The 699-nt window shown below is 50.2% G+C and carries 1 protein-coding gene; it reads left to right on the top strand.

Going from position 1 to position 699, the window contains the following annotated elements; genetic code table 11:
• On the top strand, positions 1 to 637 hold a 637-nt coding region (locus tag R7Q09_RS25765), incomplete at its 5' end, for a molybdopterin-dependent oxidoreductase (RefSeq protein ID WP_318143894.1).
• Positions 638 to 699 lie beyond the last annotated feature (62 nt).

Here is a 699-nt window from a genome sequence, read left to right as displayed (position 1 = left end):
AAAGTTACCAATTTCTCGTGGCGTACCCATCGCTAAAGCCATGAGCAGTGAAAATCTCATCGCCTTTGCTCAAAACGGCGAAGCGCTTCACCCTATGAATGGCGCACCATTGCGTTTGGTGGTTCCAGGTTGGCCGGGTTCTTGTTCGCAAAAATGGCTCACTCGCATTCAAATTCGCGATCAAATACACGATGGGCCAAAGATGACAGGCACTTCCTACCGAGTCCCTAACCGACCTGTCGCCCCGGGAGAAAACGTGGCGAAAGAGGATTTCGAGATCATAGAGCGCATGCCAGTAAAATCGCTCATCACCTCTCCGCAAACCAACACAGAAGTCAATGGCAATGAAATAGCCATTCGCGGACATGCTTGGTCTGGCGACCGAAAAGTGACCAAAGTGCAGATTTCGATTGATTTTGGCGCAACATGGATGGATGCCGACCTCGCAGCTCCTGCCAATGACGGTGCTTGGCAAACGTTCAATGCTAAGGTGAAGTTCCCTCAAGCGGGTTACTACGAAGTGTGGGCGAAAGCGACTGACGATCAAGGAGTCAGCCAGCCTTTTGCCATCGCATGGAATCCGAAAGGTTACCTCAACAACACTTTCCACCGCATCGCATTGATTGTACGAAGTTAAAGGGTCAGTAGCAGAATGGTGAGCACTTAGGGGACATAACACGGTGAGAACAAAACAACCAT

It is taken from the genome of Vibrio sp. 2130-1 (assembly GCF_033339515.1).
The sequence above is the reverse complement of the archived record's forward strand: the minus strand, read 5'-3'. Positions and strand labels throughout refer to the sequence as shown.